20 protein-coding genes are annotated in these 19025 nt (G+C 68.2%); 9 read left to right on the top strand and 11 right to left on the bottom strand.

The window, feature by feature from the left end; translation table 11 throughout:
* Positions 1-171: 171 nt before the first annotated feature.
* Positions 172-507 carry a PRC-barrel domain-containing protein gene (locus ACIPRI_RS20785; protein ID WP_446623376.1) on the top strand — a complete coding sequence of 112 codons (336 nt, stop codon included), beginning with the start codon at positions 172-174 and terminating at the stop codon, positions 505-507.
* Here the strand turns inward: ACIPRI_RS20785 and mnmH are convergent.
* The 9 genes from mnmH to ACIPRI_RS20740 form a co-directional block, all read right to left on the bottom strand.
* Complete coding sequence (gene mnmH, locus ACIPRI_RS20780) at positions 504-1565, bottom strand: tRNA 2-selenouridine(34) synthase MnmH (RefSeq protein WP_446623375.1); 1062 nt, start codon at positions 1563-1565, stop codon at positions 504-506. The genes ACIPRI_RS20785 and mnmH overlap by 4 nt on opposite strands.
* On the bottom strand, positions 1562-2458 hold the full coding sequence (locus tag ACIPRI_RS20775) for a DUF3014 domain-containing protein (protein ID WP_446623374.1): 897 nt from the start codon (positions 2456-2458) through the stop codon (positions 1562-1564). The genes mnmH and ACIPRI_RS20775 overlap by 4 nt, the downstream gene beginning before the upstream one ends.
* Before the next feature lie 42 nt (positions 2459-2500).
* A complete protein-coding gene (locus ACIPRI_RS20770) occupies positions 2501-3571 on the bottom strand; it encodes an NAD(P)H-dependent flavin oxidoreductase (RefSeq protein ID WP_446623373.1) in 1071 nt (356 codons plus the stop codon).
* A gap of 22 nt (positions 3572-3593) precedes the next feature.
* Entirely contained in the window at positions 3594-4304 is a 711-nt protein-coding gene (locus ACIPRI_RS20765; protein ID WP_446623372.1) for a DsbA family oxidoreductase, read from the bottom strand.
* Between the two features lie 76 nt (positions 4305-4380).
* A complete protein-coding gene (locus ACIPRI_RS20760) occupies positions 4381-5145 on the bottom strand; it encodes an alpha/beta fold hydrolase (RefSeq protein WP_446623371.1) in 765 nt (254 codons plus the stop codon).
* Positions 5142-6383, bottom strand: coding sequence for an MFS transporter (locus ACIPRI_RS20755; protein ID WP_446623370.1), 1242 nt, complete (start codon positions 6381-6383; stop codon positions 5142-5144). The genes ACIPRI_RS20760 and ACIPRI_RS20755 overlap by 4 nt, the downstream gene beginning before the upstream one ends.
* The gene (locus ACIPRI_RS20750) at positions 6380-6817 is read right to left on the bottom strand and encodes a carboxymuconolactone decarboxylase family protein (protein WP_446623369.1); all 438 of its coding nucleotides are present in this window, start codon (positions 6815-6817) and stop codon (positions 6380-6382) included. The genes ACIPRI_RS20755 and ACIPRI_RS20750 overlap by 4 nt, the downstream gene beginning before the upstream one ends.
* On the bottom strand, positions 6814-8034 hold the full coding sequence (gene pcaB, locus ACIPRI_RS20745) for a 3-carboxy-cis,cis-muconate cycloisomerase (RefSeq protein ID WP_446623368.1): 1221 nt from the start codon (positions 8032-8034) through the stop codon (positions 6814-6816). The genes ACIPRI_RS20750 and pcaB overlap by 4 nt, the downstream gene beginning before the upstream one ends.
* Positions 8035-8072: 38 nt before the next feature.
* Positions 8073-8993 (bottom strand): shikimate dehydrogenase family protein, encoded by a 921-nt coding sequence (locus ACIPRI_RS20740; protein ID WP_446623367.1) that lies wholly within the window; start codon positions 8991-8993, stop codon positions 8073-8075.
* Between the two features lie 166 nt (positions 8994-9159).
* On the opposite strand from ACIPRI_RS20740, the gene ACIPRI_RS20735 reads away from it, so the two are divergent.
* Positions 9160-9945, top strand: a complete 786-nt coding sequence (locus ACIPRI_RS20735) for an IclR family transcriptional regulator domain-containing protein (RefSeq protein ID WP_446623366.1) — start codon at positions 9160-9162, stop codon at positions 9943-9945.
* 312 nt (positions 9946-10257) lie between these two features.
* On the opposite strand, the gene ACIPRI_RS20730 is transcribed toward ACIPRI_RS20735, so the two are convergent.
* On the bottom strand, positions 10258-10425 hold the full coding sequence (locus ACIPRI_RS20730) for a hypothetical protein (RefSeq protein WP_446623365.1): 168 nt from the start codon (positions 10423-10425) through the stop codon (positions 10258-10260).
* Positions 10426-10484: 59 nt separating this feature from the next.
* Positions 10485-11606 carry an ABC transporter substrate-binding protein gene (locus ACIPRI_RS20725; RefSeq protein WP_446623364.1) on the bottom strand — a complete coding sequence of 374 codons (1122 nt, stop codon included), beginning with the start codon at positions 11604-11606 and terminating at the stop codon, positions 10485-10487.
* Between the two features lie 316 nt (positions 11607-11922).
* Here ACIPRI_RS20725 and ACIPRI_RS20720 point away from each other — a divergent pair, with 316 nt between their 5' ends.
* From ACIPRI_RS20720 to ACIPRI_RS20690, 7 genes are read left to right on the top strand one after another with little or no spacing between them, the layout of a single operon-like run.
* Positions 11923-12837, top strand: coding sequence for a dihydrodipicolinate synthase family protein (locus ACIPRI_RS20720; protein WP_446623363.1), 915 nt, complete (start codon positions 11923-11925; stop codon positions 12835-12837).
* 5 nt (positions 12838-12842) lie between these two features.
* A complete protein-coding gene (locus ACIPRI_RS20715) occupies positions 12843-13451 on the top strand; it encodes a TRAP transporter small permease (protein WP_446623362.1) in 609 nt (202 codons plus the stop codon).
* Positions 13452-13457: 6 nt separating this feature from the next.
* Entirely contained in the window at positions 13458-14729 is a 1272-nt protein-coding gene (locus ACIPRI_RS20710) for a TRAP transporter large permease (RefSeq protein WP_446623361.1), read from the top strand.
* A 41-nt stretch (positions 14730-14770) separates the two neighbouring features.
* Positions 14771-15772 (top strand): TRAP transporter substrate-binding protein, encoded by a 1002-nt coding sequence (locus ACIPRI_RS20705; protein WP_446623360.1) that lies wholly within the window; start codon positions 14771-14773, stop codon positions 15770-15772.
* Positions 15773-15819: 47 nt separating this feature from the next.
* Entirely contained in the window at positions 15820-16959 is a 1140-nt protein-coding gene (locus ACIPRI_RS20700; protein WP_446623359.1) for a branched-chain amino acid ABC transporter substrate-binding protein, read from the top strand.
* A 10-nt stretch (positions 16960-16969) separates the two neighbouring features.
* Entirely contained in the window at positions 16970-17908 is a 939-nt protein-coding gene (locus tag ACIPRI_RS20695; protein ID WP_446623358.1) for a 4-hydroxyproline epimerase, read from the top strand.
* Positions 17908-19020, top strand: coding sequence for an NAD(P)/FAD-dependent oxidoreductase (locus ACIPRI_RS20690; protein WP_446623357.1), 1113 nt, complete (start codon positions 17908-17910; stop codon positions 19018-19020). Before ACIPRI_RS20695 ends, ACIPRI_RS20690 begins: the two co-directional genes overlap by 1 nt.
* Positions 19021-19025 lie beyond the last annotated feature (5 nt).

Genomic DNA, 19025 nt, shown 5'->3' with positions numbered 1-19025 from the left:
TGCCAGCGGCGTCCCCGCCAATGCTGGGGCGGGCGGAAGTGTAATGGGTCCGGCGAAGTGGGCCTCTGGCGAGCCCTCGCGAGGCCTGTGCGCGCAGGCCTACATGCGGTGTTGGCCCCTTCCGATTGCAGCGCAGGCGCGTGCCGAGCCAGCATGAAAGACATGATGAACATGCCCATCAATTCCATGATCTCTTCCGGGCGCGTGCAGGGGACGAACGTCTACAACCCCGACGGCGACAAGCTCGGCACGATCGACCACCTGATCATCAACAAGTTCTCCGGCCAGGTGCGCTACGCCGTGATGGAGTTCGGCGGCTTCCTGGGCATCGGCAGCGACCGCTATCCGATTCCCTGGCGCCTGCTGACCTACGACAAGGGCCTGGGCGGCTATGTCGTGCCGCTGTCCACGCCGAAGCTGGAAGGCGCGCCGCGCTATTCGAAAGATGCGGCGCCCGCTTACGACGAGGCCTACGGCGCGGCCGTCAACGGCTACTACGGCGTCTAACCCAGCGCCAGCACGCGCTGCGCGAGGTCGGCCACCGCGGCATCCGACAGATCGTCGGCGTGTAGACGCTCGCGCGTGGCCCAGGCCTTGAAGTGCTTTTCCTGCGAGCGCTGGTAGTGCGGGTCGTAATGCAGCGCCATCAGCTCGGCAAACAGGGGCGACAGCTCGCCCGCCCTTGCCCACTGCTGCCAGCGCGCCACGCTTTCCTTGCCCTGCATTTCCTTCAGCTTGCCCAGCTGCTCGGCCAGCGCCTCGCGGTCGTCGCCCAGGTAGGCATAGTCGCGCAGCAGATAGGCCAGGCGCGCCTCGCTGCTGGCCTCGATGTCGATGATGCGCGGGGCCTCGCGCATGCGCGCCACCAGCGACAGCGGCAACGACAGCTTGCCGATGCGCGCGCTTTCGCCTTCCACGTACAGCGGCTGCGACAGGTCGACCTTCTCGATCGCGGTGGCGAGGCCGGTCTCGAAGTTCTTTTGCGAAGGCTGGGGCACACCCGGCAAGGCGCCCAGCAGCGAGCCCTTGTGCTGGGCGCAGTCCTCCAGGTCCAGTACCTGCGCACCCCGCGCGGCCAGGGTCTGCAGCACGCGCGTCTTGGCGCTGCCGGTGGCGCCGCAGATCACGCGCAGGTCCAGCTTCGGGCAGAGTTCGTCGATGCGGTCGATCACATGGCGCCGGTAGCTCTTGTAGCCGCCGGCCAGCTGCTGCGCGTCCCAGCCCACCAGGCGCAGCCAGGTCACCATCGAGCCGCTGCGCAGGCCGCCGCGCCAGCAGTAGACCAAGGGCTTCCAGTTGGGGGGCTGGTCGGCAAAGCGCTCGCGCAAGTGCCTGGCCAGATTGGCCGCCACCATGGCGCCGCCGACGCGGCGCGCTTCGAAGGCGCCGGTCTGCTTGTACAGGGTGCCGACGATGCGGCGCTCTTCGTCGTCGAGCACCGGGCAGTTGATGGCGCCGGGAATGTGGTCGAGCGCGTATTCGGACGGCGAGCGCGCATCGATCAGAACGTCGAAATCGCCGATGTCGGCGACCCGGATGGGTGCGTTGTGGCTCCCTGCTCTCATTTCTTCGCCGTCGCGGCGCCCGCCACCACCTGCGCCTTGAAGAGCTTCAGGCGCGCCTTCAGGCGCCGCTCGTTGACCAGACCCATGCGCACCATGATCTTCTGCCCGGCCGACATGGCTTCGAACTGCGGGTCGGCGTATTCGTAGTGCACCAGGGGCTGGGACGTGGGGATGTCGCTCTTCACTTCGACGCGCCGCACGCGCACCGGGCCCTCGGGCTCGGGCGCGGCCAGCAGATGATCAATCACCGCAATCAGGCGGTCATTGAAGTATTTGCCGGGGTAGCCCAGCTCTTCGAAAGCCTGCTGAAACAGCGGATACAGCTTGAAGTAGATGGTGGCCGCGGCGGTCGGTTCCACCTGCTCGGCCAGCAGCACCAGCGGTGTGTAGCGCTGGGCGTTGTCCGCGCTGACGGTCTGCGTCTCGCCGCTGCCGCCGGCCAGGAAGCGCGGCGCCATCGGCTGCACCGGCCACATGCGCGAGGGAGCGTGCTCGCGCGGCAGGTTGTCCACCGTGGCGACGAAGCGGCGCACGAAGCCGTCGGTGTTGAGAAAACCGGCCACGTTCTTGCGGCCCAGCAGCTCGTTGAGCGCGGCCGTGACCTTGGCGTCGGAATCGGACAGCTGCGGCAGGAAGGCATCGGGCGGCGCCTCGATGGGGTTCTGCGGCGCGCTGGCCTCGGGCTGCGCGGCCACCGGCGGCGGCGCGGGCGCATCCGCCGGGGCGCCGGCGGGCGGCGTGCTCACCGCCGCGGGTTCGCTCGGCGCCTGGGTCTGCGACCAGCGCCACCACAGGGCGCCGGCGCCCAGCAGCACCAGCACCAGGATGACGGCCGTCCACACGGACGATTCGCGAACGGGTCTGAACTCTCGTGGGTCGTCGCGCTCAGGCATGTGGCTAAGGTCCTTTTCTCATTAACTCGTGATTCGGTTTGATCAACTGCGCGCTGAAAAGCCGGCCGCCAACTCGCGTGTCAGTTCGGCCGCCGGGATCGGCTTGCAGCCGCTCGCGTTCTGACCCGACCATAGCGGAGAAAAATCCCCGCTGCCTTGGCTTTCTGCCTTGGCACGCAGCGGCGCGATGGCGGCGGTGGCCATCGGGAACTCGGGTGCCACGTCGCCGAGGGGCCCCAGCTCGCGCATCAGCCGGTTCATGATGCCGCGCGCCGGCCGGCCGGTGAACAGGTTGGTGAGCGCGGTGTGCAGGTGCGCCGCGCCGATCTTGCCGGACAGGACCAGGCGGTGCGGCGCGCTGATGGTGGCCTCTGGGCACAGCAGGTAGGCCGTGCCCACCTGCACGCCGGCCGCGCCCAGGGCCATGGCCGCCCGCACGCCGTCTGCGTCGGCAATGCCGCCGGCCGCGATCACCGGCACGTCCACCGCCTTCACCAGTTGCGGCAGCAAGGCGAAGGTGCCCATCTGGCGCGTCAGGTCGGGCGACAGGAAGTGGCCGCGGTGCCCGCCGGCTTCCAGCCCCTGGGCAATGATGGCGTCGACGCCGCGCGCGGCCAGCCAGCGCGCCTCGTCCACCGTGGTCGCGGAACACAGCACCTTGGCGCCCCAGGCGCGCACGCGCGCCAGCAGATCGTCGGCAGGCAGGCCGAAATGGAAGCTCACCACCGCCGGCTTGAACTCTTCCAGCACGGCCGCCGCTTCGGCGCTGAACGGGTTGCGCCCCGCACCGGCCGCGATGCCTGCCGGGTCGATGCCGAACTCGGCGTAGTAAGGCGCCAGGGCCTGGCGCCAGTCCGCTTCGCGCTGCGGGCTGGGCACCGGCACGTGATGGCAGAAGAAGTTGACGTTGTACGGCTTGCCGCCGGTGGCCGCCTGGATGGCGGTCAGCTCGGCGCGCATGGCGTCGGGCGTGAGCATGGCGCAGGGCAGCGAGCCCAGCGCGCCGGCATTGCTGACGGCAACGGCCATGGCGCTGCCCTGTGCGCCGGCCATCGGCGCCTGGATCAGCGGCAGCTGGGTGCCCAGCAGTTGGGCGATCGACGACGAGGCCATGGGGTCCCCCTCTCTTTCTCGCTCAGGCTTGTGCAGTTTCTTGCTGTCGCGGCGCGGCGCCGGCGATCTGGCGCAGCGCGCGCTCGAAGATCTCCGCCGGCTGGCCGCCGGAAATCAGGTGCTTGTTGTCGATGATGATGGCCGGCACCGAATGGATGCCGGCGCCGGTGTACAGGCGCTCGCGCTCGCGCGTTTCCGCCGCATACAGGTCGCTGGCCAGGATCTCGCGGGCCCGCACCGTGTCCAGGCCCGCCTCGCCGGCCAGTCGGATCAACAGGTCGGCATCCGAGGGATTGAGGCCGTCGGTGAAGTAGGCCTTGAACAGGGATTTCTTGAGCGCACGCTGCTTGTTCACGTCTTCCAGCTCGGCCCAGTGCAGCAGGCGGTGCGCGTCGAAGGTGTTCCACACGCGCTTGCGGCGGTCCAGGCTGAAGTCGAAGCCCACCGTGGCAGCGCGCTGGCGGATGTTCTCGCCATTGGCGCGCACCTGCTCTTCGCTGATGCCGTATTTCTCGGTCAGGTGCTCGATCGAATCCTGCCCTTCGCGCGGCATCTGCGGGTTGAGCTCGAAGGGCTGAAAGTGCAGCTCGGCCTGGATCTCGGGCGCGACCCGCGCCAGCGCCTGCTCGAGCGCGCCGAGGCCGACGGCGCACCAGGGGCAGGAGACGTCGGAAACGAAGTCGATGCGCAGCTGCCGTTGGGGGGTGGAGTGGGGGGTGCTCATGCCGCCCATTCTCCCCCCGGCCGGCTGACGCGGCCAGAGCGCGGTTTTTTCTTTTGTACTAGCGTTCGGCCGGCTGCTCCGCCGGCTACAACGCGGCGTGGAAACCCTGCAGCAACTGCACGAATTCGGCCGGCCGCTCCACCGCGCTCAGGTGCGCTGCCTCGATCTGGCCCAAGCGCGCGCCCGGGATGGCGGCCACCATGGCCTCGGACATGGCGAGCGGCGTGGCTTCGTCGCGGGTGCCGGCGATCACCAGCGTCGGGCGGGCGATTCGGCGGTTGCTTTTGCGGAAGTCGATCGCCGCCACGGCGTTGCAGCTGGCGATGTAGCCCTCGGGATCGGTGGCGACCAGGGTGTCGTGCAGGGCCTTGGCGCGCGCGGCGCCCTCGGGCGTGGCGGCGTATTCCGGCGTGAGCCAGCGCGCCACCGCACCCGGCGCGATGGCGGCAATGCCCTGGGCCCGCACGGCCGCTTCGCGCGCCTGCCAGGGCGCCTGGTCGGGGTAGTGGGCGGACGAGTTGGCAATCACCACACTGGCCAGCAGGTCCGGCCGCAGCACGGCCAAAGCCTGCGCCGTCATGCCGCCCATCGACAGGCCGACAAAATGGACCGGAGCGCCGCCGGCCTCGCGTTCGATCAGCGCGGCCGCATCCTGCGCCAGCGTTTCCATCGTCAGCGCGCCGGCCACCACGGGCGAGCCGCCATGGTTGCGGTGGTCGTAGCGCAGCACGGTGTTCGTGCGCGCCAGCAGGGCGGCAACAAAGTCCCACATGTGCAGGTCGCAGCCCAGCGCGTGGCTCAGCACGACGACCGGGCCCTGCCCTTCACGCCGGATGTTGAGTTGGATCATGTTTTCTCCTTGTAGGTGTGATGTTGCTGTTGCTGCTGCTGTTGTTGCTGCTGAAGCAGCGGCAGCCAGGCGAAGGCGATGAGCAGCAGCGCCGTGCCGGCCACCAGCATCGGCACGACCATCGGCCAGGCGCCATGCGGATAGCCGGGCAGCTCCATGAAATGCGCGGCCAGCTGGCCGACGCAGAAGGCCACCGCCATCATGGCGAAGCCGGACCACGAAACGGCGCGCCCCGCCAGCCGCGGCAGGTCACCCACCGCGCCGGCCTGGCCGCAGGGCTGGTGGATGCCGTGGCCCATGCAGAACACCGCATGGCCCAGCAGCAGCGGCCAGGCACTCAGCGGCAGCAGCCAGCAGCCCAGCGCCTGGATGACGGCGCCCGTGAGGCTCAGCAGCGCGCCGACCCGCGCCGTGCGAAACGGCCCCCAGCGATAAAGGAGCTTGCGGCAGGCGATGGTGGCGCCGATGTAGATGGCCGAGCCGCCCGATGGAATCCAGCCGTACACGGCCGGCGGGAGGCCCAGGTAGCCGATGTAGACCAGCGGCGAGAGCAGCAGAAAGCAGAAGATGCCGCCATAGCTGGCGGCCGAGACGCTGCTCCAGATCCGGAAGCTGCGGCTGGCGAACACCTCGCGCAGCCCGCCGCCGGTTGCAGAAGCCGGCTGCGCGGCATCGCGCGCCGGCTGCGTCTCGCCAAAGGAATGCCAGCACATCGCCAGCAGGATGGCGGCATAGAGCGCCATCAGCCCCAGCACCCAGCGCCAGCCGGCCCACTGCACGATGAAGGCGCCCAGCACCGGCGCCACCAGCGCCACCACGCCCAGGCCGGTGAGGCCGCGCGCCATCACGTGCATGCCTTCGTGCGCCGGATAAAGGTCGCGCACCGCGGCGCGCGAGCACACCAGGATGGCCGCCATCGCCGCGCCCTGCAGCGCACGCACGCCGGCCAGCATGGCCGCGCTGTCGGCCAGCGCACCGGCCAGTGCCGCCACCACGTAGAACGCCAGCCCGGCCAGCAGCACGGGCCGGCGGCCGATGCGATCGGCCAGGCTGCCGATCGGGATCTGCGCGATGCCGAAGGCCAGCACGAACATGGTCAGGCTGTTGCTGGCCGAACCCAGCTCGGTGGCAATCGCCGGCAGTGCCGGCAGGTAGCTGTCGGTGGCCACCGGCTGCGCCGCCAGCAGCAATGGCAGCAGCAGCGCGAAGCTCAGTGGCGGCGCGGCCGAAGGCTTCACGCGCCGGGGTCCGGCAGCAGCGGCAGCAGGCCTCGCTCGCGCAAGATGGCCGTCACCAGGCCGAAGGCGTGATTGGCGGCCGGCACGCCGACGTAGATGGCCGACATCATGATGATTTCCTTGATGTCTTCGGGGCTCAGGCGCGACTCGGGCGGGCCGTCCAGCGCGGCGCGCACGTGCATCACGAATTCTTCGTACGCCTTGATGCCCAGCAGCATCGACAGCACCATGAAGCGGCGCGTCTTGTCGCCCAGGGCCGGCCGGCCCCAGATGTCGTTCCAGGCATGGCGGGTGATCAGGTCCTGGAACTCGGCGTTGAAATCATTGCGGTTGGCCAGCGACTTGTCGACCCAGGCATCGCCCAGCACGCGGCGGCGGTTGATCATGCCGGCGTCGTAGTCGCTCGGCGCCTTGTTCTCGTTCTTGGATGTCATCGAGTGGCTTCCTTTCCGGCGCCCAAGGCGGCCTGCGCGCGCAGCGCCTCGATCTGCACCAGCGCGATGGCGCCGGCCGGCTGCGACAGCGCCGGATCGAACCATTCGTCGGCCGCCTCGCGCGGCAGCTCGGCGCGCAAGCCGTCGATGTTGGCACGCATGCGCGCCGCATCCACCTGCAGGCCGGGCAAGGCCCCTGCCAGCGCTCGGACACTGCCGTGCGCGCTCATCAGCAATTGCGGCCATTCGGCCAGCTCGGCCTGCCAGGCGCCCAGGGCGCGCTCGTGTTCCTGCGGCATCGCGGCAAGCAGCGCCGCCACCCGTTGCGGCGCGCGCTGCGCCGCGGCCAGCGCCACCATCGAGGCCACCGGATTGCGCTTGTGCGGCATGGCGGACGAGCCGCCGCGCCCGGGCTCGCTGGGTTCGGCCAGCTCGCCGACTTCGTACTGGCCCATGAGCGCGATATCGCCGGCGATCTTGCCCAGGCTGCCCACCAAAATGCCAAGCTCGCAGCCCAGGGCCACCCATTCGTCGCGCTGCGTATGCCAGGCGCCACCGGCGTCGACCAAGCCGAGGTCCTGCGCCATGCGCGCGCGCACGTCCGGGCCCAGGCTTTTCATCTGCGCCAGCGTGCCGACGGCGCCGCCCAGCTGAAGCTTGAGCGCATGCCGCGCCGCCTCGGCAATGCGCGCGCGGCTGCGCACCAGCGGCGCCGCCCAGTTCACGCACTTGAGGCCGAAACTGGTGACGGAGGCCGGCTGCATCAGGGTGCGCGCGAGCATCGGCGTCTGTGCATGGTGCCTGGCGTGCTGGAGCAGCGCGCCGATCGCCTTGCCCAGGTCGGCGTCGATCAGCTGCACGGCATTGCGCGTGACCAGCGCCATCGCGCTGTCGATGACGTCCTGGCTGGTGCTGCCGAAATGCACATAGGGCACGGCGTCGGCGTTGAACAGGCCCACGGCCTCCTTCAGCGACTTGACCAGCGGAATCGCCACGCTGCCGGCGCGGCCGCTGTCGCGCACGATCTTGGCCACGTCGAACAGCTCGACCTTGCAGCTGCCGACGATGGAATGCGCGGCCGATTCGGGGATCAGCCCGAGCTGCGCCTGGGCGCGCGCCAAGGCCGCTTCGAAGCGCAGCATGGCGTCGACGAAATGGTGATCACTGAAGGCGTCGAGCACCTCCGGGGTGGAGAGAAAGCCTTCGAAAATGCTCATGGTGTCGTTCCGAAAATACGTGTGCGCTCAATCTGTGCTCAGGCCACGCTGTCCGAGTGGTAGCGCCGCGGGTTGCGGGCTTCATCCGCCAGCTCGGCCGGGTAGATGAGGTCGCGCAGGAAGCCCGCGTCATCGCGCACGCCTTGCGCTGCCTCGGTGTAGCCGTAGTAGTCGAGGTAGTAGGGAATCTGCTGGATCAGCATCTCGAAGCCCGGCTGCGCATGCAGGCCCCGTTCGCGCACCGCACGCACGAAGGGCGTGGGCTGGCCGCGCAGCAGCACGTCGAATGCCGCCGCGTGCGGCTCCATGCGCGACACGTCGCAGGGCAGCGCATCGCCGGGCTGCAAGCCCAGTTGCGTGGCATTGACCACCAGGTCGTAGCCGGCCGGGTCGCTTTCATCCACCGCCGCCACGGTGGCGTCGAAGAAGGCATCGAGCTGCGCCGCCAAACCGGCCGCCTTGCCCGCCACCGGATCGTGGAAGGCCACGTGCTCGGCGCCATTCACCGTGCCGCCGTCGGCCAGCGCCACGCCGATGGCCGCGCCGGTGACGCCCGCGCCGAGAATCAGCACGCGCTTGCCGCGATAGGGAATGTTGAAGTGCTCCAGCGCACTGGTGAAGCCTTCGCCGTCAAAGAGGTCGCCTTCCAGCGCGCCGTCTTCGGTGCGGCGCACCACGTTGACCGAACCCGCCACGCGGCCGAACAAGCCGCAGCCGTCCAGCAGGTGAGTGACCAGCGGCTTGTGCGGCGGCGCGATCACCATGCCCCGGAGGTTCTTGGCCAGAAAGCTGGCCTTGAAGAACACCGCCAGGTCGCGCACCGGCACCCGCACCGGCACCAGCACCGCGTCGATCTCGAATCGTTCGAACACCGCGTTGAACATGCGCGGCAGGCGCACGTTGAGCACCGGATCTCCCGGGATCAGGAAGAGGTCGGTGCTGCCTTGGATGGAATGCATGGCGCGTCTCCGGATGTTCGACTATCGTTCTGCCGGCTTTTTGGCAGGCTCGGACTTTAGCCGCAGATCGGGCAATGGCAAGCGCAGAAGCACTCAAAGGATCGATCATCGAACATTGACGTACGACAATGGAGCAATTCCAGGGAATCACCTAGCATCGACGACCATGAACCTTGATGAAAAGCAGCCACCCGCCGGCCTGGACAAGCGCGACTGGATCGCCGGCCTGGAGCGCGGCGTGAGCGTCATCGAAGCCTTCGACGACGCCAACGCGCGCATGACCGCCAGCCAGGCCGGCCAGCGCACCGGCATGACCCGCACCGCCGCCCGGCGCTACCTGCTGACCCTGCAGCACATGGGCTATGTGGCGAGCGACGGCAAGCTCTTTTGGCTGACGCCGCGGGTGCTGCGGCTGGGGCAGTCGTACCTGGAATCGGCGCGGCTGCCGCGCATCGTGCAGCCCTTCCTGCAGCGCGTGGCGGCCGGCACGCACGAGATCGCCTACTTGAGCGTGATGGACGGCGACGAAGTGGTCTACATCGCCCGCAACGGCCCGAACCGCAGCATGAGCACCGGCTACGTGCTGGGCGCGCGCGTGCCCGCGCAGGTTACGGCCTCGGGCATGCTGATGCTGGCCATGCGCAGCGACGAGGACCAGGCCACCTGGCTGGCCACGCACGAGCTGGCGGTGTTCACGCAGCACACCATCTCGAGCAAGGACCGCATGCGGCTGGAGCTGGCACGCATCCGCGCGCAGGGCTGGGCCTTGTCGGAGCAGCAGCTGGACCTGAACTCGCGCGGCATCGCCGTGCCCTTGCGCGACCGGCGCGGGGAGCTGGTCGGCGCCTTGAACATCACGATGCCGATGGGGCATGAGTCGAGCGAGGACGCGGTGGCGCGGGTGTTGCCGGTGTTGCGGGAGACGGCGCAGGCGATGCGGAATTTGATCTAGTGTTTTTGGCTTGGGGGCAGCAAAGGCCTGCGTGCCCCTGCGCCGGCGCTTCGCTCGGGCGGTCGGCGCGTAGCGCCGACTCCCCTGCGATGCTCGCGAGCCCGGCCCTGCGGCAGAACTCGCGGCGTTCACTTCGTTCACTCTGCTCAGACAGCTGCCGCAAGCTAGAGGTTGAAGCACGCGTGTCCTTCGGCACGCGTGCGGGCCGCGCCCGCTGCGCTTCTCGGCGCCCGGGAGGCGCGCCGGCACAGGGGCACACAGGCCCTTGCCGAGACGCCAGGCGCCTGATCGGCCGTTGGTTTCCGGGTTGATCTACGGCAGCGCTCCCGCGCGGCAGGTGTTTGCCGCGGCGAGCGATTTGTGCGGCGGCGAACATCTGACTCGTCGCAGTTGTTTGAGCAGAGTGAACGAGGTGAACGTCGCGAGTTCTGCGACGCACGCCTCCTGCGCGAGCATCGCAGTGGAGTCGATGCGCAGCATCGACCGCCGCACCATGAGCCCGCCGCGGCAAACACCTGCCGCGCCACCCCGAACAAAGCCTACTGCCGAATCTTCCCCACACTACTCACGATGGACAGCTCCACATAGCGCGACCCCGTGCGCTGGGTCGGCTTGAAGGCCACGGCATACCCGCCCATGTCGAACGCGTCCATCGAATTGAGCGCCGTGACCATGCCCTCGCGCGTCGGGCGCGCACCTTGGCGGCGCACGGCTTCGACGATCACGCGGGCGGCGATGTAGCCTTCCATCATGGCGTAGCTCACCGGCGAATCGACCTTCTGCGCCTTGGCGGTGTCGGTGAACTCCTTGCTGAGGCGCCCGCTGATCTTGTAGGGGCTGGGCGTGACCTGGGCGATCACCACGCCGGCCATCTGCTCCTCGCCCAGGCGCTGCGACAGCTGCTCCAGCTCGGTGCCCGAGTGGGCAAAGATCTGCGCCGTGCCGCCGGAGCTGCGGTAGCTCTCGATGAAGGCGGCCGCGGCCGCGCCGCTCGAAACCATGATGATGGCCTGCGGCTTGGCCTCGACGAACTGGTTGACCGCGTCGCTCACCTTGCCCGTGTTGGCTGGGTAGGACGCGCGCTTGATGATGATGGCATCCACCTTCCTGGCCGCGGCGTCGGCTGCCGCCACCAAAGCTTGCGCATTGGGGCCGTCTTCATAGAACAGCCCCAGCTTGCGGATGCCCACGGTGGACAGGTGCGAGGTCAGGCGCGCCAGCTCGTCGCGCAGGCCGGCGCGCACGTTGTAGAGCAACGGCGTCTCGTCGCGGATCTCGGCGCTGCGATAACCCACCAGCGCGACGCGCTCGCTTTCCAGCATGCCCGAGGCCACCAGGTCCGAAATGTTGCGGCTGCCGAAGTAGCCGGCCAGCACCAGCGGCTTCTCGTCGGCCAACAGCTTGCGCGTCAGCGCCACGGTTTCGGCCGGCTGGCCCAAGTCGTCCTTGCGCACCAAAGTGAAGGTGTGGCCGTTGACGCCGCCTTCCTTGTTGATGGCATCGAAGTACATCTGCATGCCGACTCCGTAGGCGCGGCCCTGGCGAGCCTCCGGGCCCGACATCGGCGCCACCTGCCCGACGACGATCTGCGCCGCCATGGCGGCATGCGCGGCCAGCGCCAGCCAAGCCGTGGTGACGATCGAACGCGCGCAGATTTTCATGGGGTCCTCCGGGAGGTGCACAACCAGCAAGAAGCAAGAGCAGCGGCCATTGCAGCCGTGATTTGTATCTTTGTGTAATTCGGGCTGCCCCGCATCGGGAGCAGTCCCATCCCCCGAAAGTACTCGGCACTTTCGGTGCGCGTGCACCACGCTGCGCACGCGCATGGGGCAAATCGCGGCATCCAACACCTCGATCGCCCATTTCAAGCTGGCACGCAAGCTGCTAAATACCCTGACAAGATACCTTTGATATCTCACTAATATATTAACAACGACGTTCTTTCATCCCTCACCCACCCATCCAAGGAGCACCTCCGTGAGCAACCCCCGCTGGCAAGGCATCTTTCCCGCCATCACCACCAAGTTCTTCGCCGATGAACGCATCGACGCCGAAGGCACCGCGCGCCACATCGACTTTCAGATCCGCAATGGCGTGCACGGCATCGTCACCTGCGGCTCGCTGGGCGAAGCCAGCACCTTGAGCCTGGAAGAAAAGCTGGAAGTCGCCAAGATCGCCATCGACGCCGCCGCCGGCCGCGTGCCGGTGCTGGCCAACGTGTCGGAAACCAGCACCCGCGAGGCGCTGCGTTACATCGCCGGCGCCAACAAGCTCGGCGTGGCCGGCTTCATGGTGATGCCCTCGGTGATCTACGTGGCCGATGCGCGCGAAGCCATGACCAACGTGCGCGCCATGGCCAAGGCCGCGCAGAAGCCGCTGATGATCTACAACAACCCGGTCGCCTACCGCGTCGACCTCAAGCCCGAGCACATGCTCGAGCTCGCTGATTGCGAATGGATCGCCGCCATCAAGGAAAGCACCGGCGACATCCGCCGCATCACCGACCTGCGCAACGCGGTGGGCGATCGCTACCAGCTCTTCCTGGGGGTGGACGACCTGGCCTACGAGGGCCTGGCGCTGGGCTGCGATGGCCTGCTGGCCGGCGTGGGCTGCGCCTTCCCGCGCGAGACCGTGGCGCTGTATGACCTGATGAAGGCCGGCCAGTTCGCCGAAGCGCTCAAGCTCTACCAGTGGATGACGCCCATGCTGCACCTCGACGTGTCGAACAAGCTGGTGCAGAACCTCAAGCTGATCGACCTGCTGGTCGGCGTGGGCACCGAGCACATGCGCCGCCCTCGCCTGCCGCTGATCGGCGAAGAGCGCGACGCCGTCGAAGCCATCGTGGCCAAGGCGCTGGCCACGCGGCCGGCCAAGTACCAATCGGTCGCCTGATCGCCATGAAGACCAAGGCCCTGGGGCGAATGAGCCGCCTTGTGCTTGACGCGTCGGACGCCGTCCTCGCCTGCGAGCGCCATCTGCTCACCGGCCTCATGGGCTTGCTCGTGGCGCTGATCCTGCTGAACGTGGTGACGCGCTACGCCGGCGCGCCGCTCTACTGGGTCGACGAGGCCTCGGTCTACACCGTGGTCTGGCTGACCTTCATCGGCGCCTCGGCCATGACGCGGCTGCGCCTGGACTTTGCCGTGACCCTGCTGACCGACAAGCTGCCGGCGCGCGCCGCCGCCGCCGCCAAGGCCAGCGCCTCGACCGGCGTGCTGCTGCTGGGCCTGGCACTGCTGGTGATGTGCTGGGTCTGGCTGGATCCCGTGGGCATCGTGCGCTTTGGCTTCGACGCCAAGGAATACGCCGCCGAGTCCTTCAACTTTCTCTACACCGAGACCACGCAGACCCTGAACTGGCCGGTGTGGGTGGTGCAACTCATCCTGCCGATCTTCTCGATCACGCTCAGCGTGCATGCGCTGGCCAATCTGCTGGAAGACATCGGGCTGCAGCCCAAGCGAGTGCACACCGAATTCCACGTCGTCAACGCCGACGCAGTGAACTGAGAACTCATGCTGACCTCCGCCTTCTTTCTCCTCGTGCTTCTGGTCGGCGTGCCGATCGGCGCCTGCCTGTGTCTGGCCGGCATCGTCTACATCCTGAATTCGGGCGACACGGTGCTGTTCCAGTCCTTCCCGACGCAGATGTTCGGTGGGGTCGACAGCTACGGCCTGATCGCCATTCCCTTGTTCATTTTGATCGGCGAAATCATGAACGGCGGCGGCATCACCCGGCGCCTGGTGGAGCTGGCGCTGGCCTTCATCGGCTCGGTCAAGGGCGGCCTGGCCTACGTCAACATCCTGGCCAACATGCTGGTGTCGTCCATCATCGGCTCGGCCACCGCGCAGGTGGCGATCATGAGCCAGATCATGGTGCCGCAGATGGAGCGCGAGGGCTACGACAAGACCTTCGCCGCCGGCCTCACGGTGTATGGCGGCATGCTCGGCCCGATCATTCCGCCTTCGGTGATGTTCGTGGTCTACAGCGTGCTGGCGCAGGTCGCGGTCGGCGACATGCTGATCGCGGGCATCCTGCCAGGCATCGTGCTCACGCTGCTCTTCTTCGTGGTGATCGCCGGCATGGGCGTCATCTACAACTACCCGCGCACCGAGAAGCGCACCTGGCGCCAGCGCCTCTCCACCATCGCCACGGCCTGCCCCACGCTCCTGATCCCGATCGTCATCGTCGGCTCCATCCTCACCGGCTTTGCCAATCCGACCGAGGCCGCGGCCGTGGGCGCGCTGGCGGCGGCCCTGGTGGGGCGCTACGTCACGAAGGAATTCAGCTTCAAGTCGATGCCGGAGATCCTGCTCAAGTCCGCCATCTACTCGGCGGTGGTGCTGTTCCTGGTGGCGGCGGCGGCCGTGTTCTCGTGGCTGCTGATCTACGGCAAGGTGCCGCAGGCAGCGGCGGCCTGGATCCAGACCGTCGCCAAGGACCCGGTGAGCTTTCTGCTGATCACCAACGCCATCCTGCTGGTGATCGGCACGGTGATCGACGGCATTCCGGGCCTGATCATGACGGTGCCGATCCTCTTGCCGATCGCCACCGAGATCTACGGCATCGACCCGCGCCACTTCGGCGTGGTGGTGGTGGTCAACCTGGTGCTGGGGCTGATGACGCCGCCGGTGGGCCTGAGCTTCTTCGTGGCCTCGGCCGTGACCGGCGCCAAGCCCGGAAAGATGTTCATGGTCACCCTGCCCTTCTTCCTGATCTGCTGCGCGGCGCTGGTGCTGCTGTCGATCTTCCCGAGCCTGTCGCTGGCGCTGCTCAAGCCGCAGTAGCCGTCCCGTTCTTCTTTCTTGTCAACCACCGGAGCACTTGCATGTCCCTCACCCGTCGACACTTCGTTCAAGCCGCCGCCGGCGGCGCCGCGTCCAGCCTGCTGGCTTTCAGCACGCCCTCGCGCGCGGCAGCGGCCAAGGAATTTCGCCTCGGCCTCATCACGCCGGCCGGCCATTCGTGGAACCGGGCGGCGCTGGCCTTTGGCGAATCGCTGAAAAAGAGCACCGATGGGCGCCTGTCCGTCACGGTGTTCCATTCGGGCCAGCTCGGCAACGAGTCGGCCATGATGCAGCAGCTGCAGTCGGGCGCGCTCGACATGGGCTGGATCCAGGCGGCCGAGCTGGGCTCACGGGTGGCCAGCGTGGCGGCCATCAACGCGCCCTACCTGGTGCGCTCGACCACGGCAGTGGCCTCGCTGGTGCGCACACCCGAGGCGCTCAAGCTTTTGGACGTGCTGCCGCGCGAGACCGGCACCATCGGCCTGGGCTGGGGCATCACCGGCATGCGGGTGGTGTTCGCGACCAAGCCGATCGCCAGCCCGGCCGATCTCAAGGGCATGAAGCTGCGCATCAACCCAACCCCCGTGTACCGCGACTTCTATCAACTGCTGGGCGCCGCGCCCACGCCGATTCCCACGCCGGCGGTGTTCGACGCCATGTCCAACGGCCAGGTGGACGGGCTGGAGGCCGACATCGAGTTCTCCTGGAACCAGCGCTTCGACCGCGTCTCCAAGGTGCTGATGCCCATGAATGCGCTGTTCATGCCCTTTGCGCCGCTGGTCTCGGGGCGCATCTGGCAGACGCTGGACGCCAAGGACAAGGAACTGATCCGCGAGCTGGTGAAGCAGTCGCTGGACGCGCAGATCAAGGACATCGTCACCACCGAACTGGGGCTGGTCGACAAGTTCAAGGCCAGCGGCATCGCCTTCAGGAACGCCGGCGACTTCAACCCGGCGCCGTTGATCGCCGAGTTCGACAAGATCTGGCTGCCCAAGGCGCCGCAGATCGCGCAGTTGCGCGCCATCGGCGCCAAGCTGGCGTAAACAGAGCTTCCTTTTGTCCCACCACCCTTGATCGAGGAAAACAGAAAATGAAGAGACAAGCCAAGTCGATCCCCTTTTACTGCCTGCTCGCCTGCGCCGCCTTGGCATCCCAGGCGCAGGCCCAGGAACAGATCGTCAAGATCGGCCACAGCGGGCCGCTGTCCGGGCCCAACGCCTTCGCCGGCAAGGACAACGAGAACGGCGTGCGCCTGGCCATCGAGGAACTGAACGCCAAGAAGATGGTGGTGGGCGGCAAGACGCTCAAGTTCGAGCTCTCGTCCGAAGACGACCAGTGCGATCCGAAGAGCGGCGTCGCGGTGGCGCAGAAGTTCGTCGACGACAACATCAAGTACGTGATGGGGCCCTACTGCTCGGGCGTGGCCATTCCGGCCTCGCGCGTCTACGGCCAGGGCAACGTGCTGGTCTCCACCGTGGGCACCAACCCGAAGGTGACCGACGGCGGCTACAAGAACCTGTATCGCATCATCGCCAGCGACAACCAGATCGGCGCCAGCATGGCCGTGTACGCGGCCAAGGTGCTCAAGGTCAGCAAGGTCGGCGTGATCGACGACCGCACCGCTTTCGGACAGGGGCTGGCCGAGGAGTTCGGCAAGGAGGCGCAGAAGCAGGGCCTGACGGTAGTAGGCCGCGAGTTCACCACCGACAAGGCGATCGACTTCAACGCCATCCTCACCAACTTCAAGGCCAAGCAGCCGCAGGCGATCTTCTTCGGTGGCTACGCGCCGCAAGGCGCGCCGATGGCGCGCCAGCTCAAGCAGCTGGGCATGACCGACACCAAGCTGCTGGGCGGCGACACCCTGTGCAGCCCCGCCATGGGCAAGCTGGGCGGCGATGCGGTGAACGACACGGTCTTTTGCGCCCAGGGCGGCTCGATGGTGGAGAAGGCCGAGCAAGGCCCCGCCTTCCGCGCCAAGTTCAAGAAGCGCTTCAACGCCGATGCGGACGCCTATGCGGCCTCTTACTATGACCAGGTGATGTTCATCGCCGAATCCATGAAGAAGGCCAACTCGATCGACCCCGACAAGGTGGGCGCCGAGCTCTACAAGAGCAGCTACAAGGGCGTGGCCGCCACCTATGCCTACGACGACAAGGGCAACCTGAAGCAGGCGCCGATCACGGTGTTCACCTTCAAGGACGCGGCGCCCAAGGCCCTCGCAAGCTACTGAGGCACCGCACATGCAGCGCATCCAGGTCATCGACTCCCACACCGGCGGCGAGCCCACGCGCCTCGTCGTCCAAGGCTTTCCCGATCTCGGCAGCGGCAGCATGGCCGAGCGCCGTGCGCTGCTGGCCGCCGAGCACGACCCATGGCGCGCCGCCACCGTGCTGGAGCCGCGCGGCAGCGACGTGGTGGTGGGTGCGCTGCTGTGCGAGCCGGTGGCCAGCGATGCGGCCGCCGGCGTGATCTTCTTCAACAACAGCGGCTACCTCGGCATGTGCGGCCACGGCACCATCGGCCTGGTGGCGAGCCTGGCCCACATGGGCCGCATCGGCCCCGGCGAGCACCGCATCGAGACGCCGGTGGGCACGGTGAGCGCCACCTTGCACGACGACGGCTCGGTCAGCGTGCGCAACGTGCCCGCCTTTCGCCACCGGCGCCAGGTGGCGGTGCGCCTCGCGGACGGCAGCACGGCGCATGGCGACGTGGCCTGGGGCGGCAACTGGTTCTTTCTGGCCAGCGACCACGGCCAGCGCGTGGCCAGCGACAACCTGGTGCAGCTCACCGCCTACTGCGCCGAGCTGCGCGCGGCGCTGTCGGCGCAGGGCATCACCGGCGCCGAGGGCGCGGAAATCGATCACATCGAGCTCTTCGGCGACGACGGCGAGGGTGCCGACAGCCGCAACTTCGTGCTGTGCCCGGGCCTGGCCTACGACCGCTCGCCCTGCGGCACCGGCACCAGCGCCAAGATCGCCTGCCTGGCGGCCGAGGGCAAGCTGGCGCCCGGCGAGGTGTGGACCCAGGCCAGCATCATCGGCAGCCGATTCGAGGCCAGCTACGTGCTGGACGCCGAAGGGCGCGTAATTCCCACCATCCGCGGGCGAGCGCACATCAGCGCGGAGTGCACCTTGCTCGTCGACGACAACGATCCCTTCGCCTGGGGCATCCGCCTCTGATGCATCGGGCCGACGTCATCGTGATCGGCGCCGGCATCGTCGGCGCCGCGTGTACGCACGCACTGGCGCAAGCCGGGCGGCGCGTGCACGTGATCGATGCCGGCCTGCCCGGCGCCACGGGGGCCGGCATGGGCCACCTGGTGCACATGGACGACAACCCGGCCGAGCTGGCACTGAGCCGTCATTCGCTCATGCAATGGCGCGCGCTGGCGCCGCGCCTGCCGGCCGACTGCGCCTACGTGGCCTGCGGCACGCTGTGGATCGCGGCCAACGACGAGGAAATGCAGGAGGCCGAACGCAAGCGGCTGCGCCTGGCCGAGCACGGCATCGACAGCCGCGTGCTCGGCGCACAGGCGCTGGCCGATGCCGAACCCGCCCTGCGCCCCGGCCTGGCCGGCGCGCTTCATGTGCCCGGCGACGCCATCGTCTACGCTCCGAACGCCGCGCGCTGGCTGCTGGCCCAGCATGGCGATGCCATCCAGGTCGAGCGGGCCCGGGTCGTTGCCATCGAGGACGACGGCGCCGTGCGCCTCATCGACGGCAGTTGGCGCCGCGCCCCGCAGGTGCTGCTGGCCGCCGGCATGCAGGCGCTGGCGCTGTGCCCCGAGCTGCCGCTGCGCCCGAAGAAGGGCCACCTCCTCATCACCGACCGCTACCCCGGCACGGTGCGGCACCAACTGGTGGAACTGGGTTACGTCACGAGCGCCCATCACGCCCAGGGCGATTCGGTGGCCTTCAACGTGCAGCCGCGGCCCACCGGGCAACTGCTGATCGGCTCTTCGCGCCAGTTCGACACCACCGATCCAGCGGTCGAGGCGCTGATGCTGGCGCGCATGCTGGAGCGCGCCATCGACTACCTGCCCGGCCTGGGCGATCTCAACGCGATCCGCAGCTGGACCGGCCTGCGCCCCGCCACGCCCGACGGCCTGCCCTTGCTGGGCAAGCATCCATCGCGCGAATCGCTATGGCTTGCACTGGGCCATGAAGGCCTGGGCGTCACCACCGCCACCGGCAGCGCCAGCCTGCTGGCCGCGCTGATGACAGACAGCTCGGCGCCTTTCGACCCGGCGCCCTTCGCGCCGAAACGGTTGCTGATCGAGACCGCAGCATGAACGGC

Source organism: Variovorax sp. LARHSF232, from assembly GCF_052871435.1.
Note: the sequence above shows the minus strand (reverse complement) of the source record. Positions and strands in the feature narration are given on the sequence as shown.